This window comes from uncultured Mycobacterium sp. (assembly GCF_964249325.1).
Taxonomy (GTDB): domain Bacteria; phylum Actinomycetota; class Actinomycetes; order Mycobacteriales; family Mycobacteriaceae; genus Mycobacterium.
This window is the reverse complement of sequence record NZ_CAXUCH010000292.1, coordinates 1,724-4,737: the sequence shown is the minus strand read 5'-3', so window position 1 is coordinate 4,737 and position 3,014 is coordinate 1,724. Positions and strand designations below refer to the sequence as shown.

4 protein-coding genes are annotated in these 3,014 nt (G+C 64.6%); all 4 read right to left on the bottom strand.

What is annotated here, in order from left to right:
* Window positions 1-184: 184 nt before the first annotated feature.
* The 4 genes from ACFE99_RS22880 to ACFE99_RS22865 all read right to left on the bottom strand — a co-directional run bounded on the left by ACFE99_RS22880 (window position 185) and on the right by ACFE99_RS22865 (window position 2,594).
* Window positions 185-433, bottom strand: coding sequence for a hypothetical protein (locus tag ACFE99_RS22880; protein ID WP_375488847.1), 249 nt, complete (start codon window positions 431-433; stop codon window positions 185-187).
* Window positions 434-644: 211 nt separating this feature from the next.
* Window positions 645-1,106: a hypothetical protein gene (locus ACFE99_RS22875; RefSeq protein ID WP_375488845.1), complete on the bottom strand. Its 462-nt coding sequence runs from the start codon at window positions 1,104-1,106 to the stop codon at window positions 645-647.
* A gap of 210 nt (window positions 1,107-1,316) precedes the next feature.
* Window positions 1,317-1,739 carry a hypothetical protein gene (locus ACFE99_RS22870; RefSeq protein WP_375488843.1) on the bottom strand — a complete coding sequence of 141 codons (423 nt, stop codon included), beginning with the start codon at window positions 1,737-1,739 and terminating at the stop codon, window positions 1,317-1,319.
* A 45-nt stretch (window positions 1,740-1,784) separates the two neighbouring features.
* A complete protein-coding gene (locus ACFE99_RS22865) occupies window positions 1,785-2,594 on the bottom strand; it encodes a hypothetical protein (protein WP_375488841.1) in 810 nt (269 codons plus the stop codon).
* Window positions 2,595-3,014: the final 420 nt, after the last annotated feature.

Here is a 3,014-nt window from a genome sequence, read left to right as displayed (position 1 = left end):
CGACGGGGCAAGCCTTACCCAGTGCGGGCGAGTTCAGCATTGAACTGGCGATTCATATCGACATGGTATGGAGCCAACGGCGGTGGCGCCAACGGATCCTCATGCTCGGCGGACGCGGTAGACCGACGCCACCGTGGCCGCACCGCCGATGACGTTCAACGAATCCCGCGTACATGTGGGCACCTCAACGTGGCCGCTCATTGCGCTCGTCGTCGCCGTCGTCATCCCAGTAGGCCCATTCGGGCAGCGGTGTTTTCGGCACTATCCCGAAAACGGATGCCTCGTAGCCTGGCTGGAAGCGGTGGTCCGTCCAGCGGGAATCCAATCGGTTGGCCCGTGAGCGCCTGACGCCTCGAACTATCAGCGCGACAACGCCTCCGAGGATGAAGGCAATCAACGCGACCTTCAAGACCGCTAGCAGTACCAGTGTCATGGCTCCTCGCTGCAGGTTTCCTCACGCTGTTGTGTGGCACTCAGGTGGCCTCGGCGCGGCGACTGAAATCCAGTGTGCACGCTGACCGCCAGCCGGGTAGTTCGAGTCGTCGCTTTAGCGCCAATGCCCAGGGTTTGCGCGCGCTGAGGCCGCCAAACCCTGCCGGGCTGAGTAGCGCGATAGAGCACCGTTCGACAGGTGACCACCTATATCAGCTGGGTTGCGCCGCGCGGGGCATACGGGGACATGCCTGAAGCAGAGCCGACGTCGCCTCGTAGGTCATCACCGAGGCGTGGTAGAAGTCGCGGTCCTCACCTGTGGGCGGCGTCGATTGCGGCGGGCGGGTCGCAGCGCCGCGCTGCAGGCTCGCCGATAGCGCGGTGCCGTGCGCCAATTTTTCCAGTTGGGTCCTCAACGCCGGGTTGGACACCGGCCCCGCCGCGGCGCGAATCTTCTCACTCATCGCCGATTCACTGTCGGCAATGGCCAGCAGGTCCGCGCGCTCCCCCGGGCCGTTCTCCAGAGCGGTCACCGACTTCCCCATCGCGTTCCACTGCTCGCCGAGCTTTTCAACCGCAGCGCAGTCGTTGTGCGAAGCGGCAGTCCGAGTGTCGTGCGGCATCATCCAGATGACCGCGCTCACTGCACACGCCACCAGCACCACGACGGCCAACGCCCACTACACACGCTTCTTGCGAAGCCAACTGCTCAGGTTCATTCGTGCCCACTCCCGCGGGTTTGCGCGAAAACCGTCGCCGTGTATCGCCGCGACGCATTTTGCGGTGGCAACGCAAGCACCACCGAGTCGACACCCCGTTCGCCACTCGCCACGGACGACAGATAGCGCGTAGCCACTCACGGCGAAAGCCGCCGCCGACACCTACTAGCCGACAGGGCAGGCCTTGTCTAGTGCGGCGAGTTCTGCATTGAACTGGCGATTCATATCGACGTAGGTCTGGACCCACGGCGGTGGGGCCAACGGATCCTCATGCTCGTCGCTTGTGTTGCGGACCCGCGTCATGAAAGCCACAAACTGCTGCGCCTCATCGGCCAGCTTGTGGGCATGTGGCGCTAGCGCCGGGTCGCTGATCGATGCAGTGTAGTCCCGTATGTGATCGGCCCATTGCTGGTAATCAGCAATGCTTGGCTGGGCACCTTTGTCAGGGTCGAAGGCGTGCGCAAAAGCCTGGCCTTGAGACTTGTTGTAATTAATCATTGCACGTACTGCCCCACAGTTGTGGGGCTTCTGGTGATGGCTTGTTAGCCACCACGCGGCCGCGCCGGTGACAACGGCGGTAATGACCAATGTGACGGTCCCGATGACCCAGGTCCGTCGTCGGCTGAGCCTCATTCAGCGGGGCCGAGTCATGATAGGGGGACGCGGCAGACCGATGCCACCCTGGGCCGCACCGCCGATGAAGTTCACCGTCCCGCCGCACCCGTCGGGCAGGTAATAAGTGACGTCAGGGTTGTTGGCTGACAGCGTTGCCAGCTGAGGCAGTGATATCGGTTTCCAACTGCGATCGATGCTCGTAGGCGATGGCAGACCGCCGAGGTCACCGCCAGGTAGCAGCGACGTGTTGCGCTGGTATTCATAGACGTTTTGCACCCACCGCTGTTGATGCCATTGGCCGTTTTCAAAAATTGTGCGCGTGGTTGTGGTGGCCTCGGTTCCGGCGAGCCTGAAGCGATACTCTTCCTGGGCCTGAACGATGGGCGGGTCGATGTCGCCGATCCACGATTTACCTGGGGTGTACATACCGGTAGTGGGGCCGATTTTTTGCGGTGTGCCGTCCGGAAACGGCCGGTATTGCGGTTGCAGCGGCGGAGGATGAGCGCCGGTATATGACGGCAGTGGCGGGATGTCTTCCCATCGGCCGAACCGCTCGTCGCCGACGAAGGGGTTTCTCGGGTCGATGGGAGGTTGTGGCTGGCCGGGGCCGGGGCTCAGCGGCGCCCCGCCAGTGCCGTATCCGGCGGCCTGCACGCCCGCGCCTCGCCCGCCCAAATCGCGGCGCATATCGGCGGGCACCGCCTTGATCGTGGCTTCGTTTTCGGCGTCCTGGGCCTGCAGACCTGAGGCGGCCGCCTGCCCGGTAGCCTGCAGGTGCGGGCCCTTGCCGGACAGCTCTGCGGACATCGCGGTGATCTTGGTGCGCATGGCAGCCGCCACCCCGGCGGCAGCCGCATCCGCTGTGGAGCCGCCCGCCGCAGCGATCGGCGCTTGTGCCGGCTGCGCGGCGCGCTCGACATGGTCTGCACCGTCGGGGCCGCCGACACCAGCGAGCCTGCGTTGACGTTGATCGCCTTATCCGCCATCACCCACCGCCCTGGTCACCCTCTAAGTTTCCTGCCAGCACCGAGGCTGCCACCCAATTGTCCCAGAGGGACGGTGGGTGCTCAGCGCTTGTTTTGTGCCTCGGCGCGCCGCTCGAGCAGGCGCCGCATCGCCGTACGGCATGCCTGCGCACTATAACGCGGACACTTGGCCGACCAGAGCGCATCACCCAGTTGGCCGAACCTTCGCTGCCGTGCCTGCCGAACCAGCCAGTCGACAGTGACGCGGCCGCCGCGCCGATAC

Coding starts and splice junctions, on each gene's coding strand:
- ACFE99_RS22880 (WP_375488847.1), bottom strand. CDS start 433: ATGACACTGGTACTGCTAGCGGTCTTGAAGGTCGCGTTGATTGCCTTC.
- ACFE99_RS22865 (WP_375488841.1), bottom strand. CDS start 2,594: ATGCGCACCAAGATCACCGCGATGTCCGCAGAGCTGTCCGGCAAGGGC.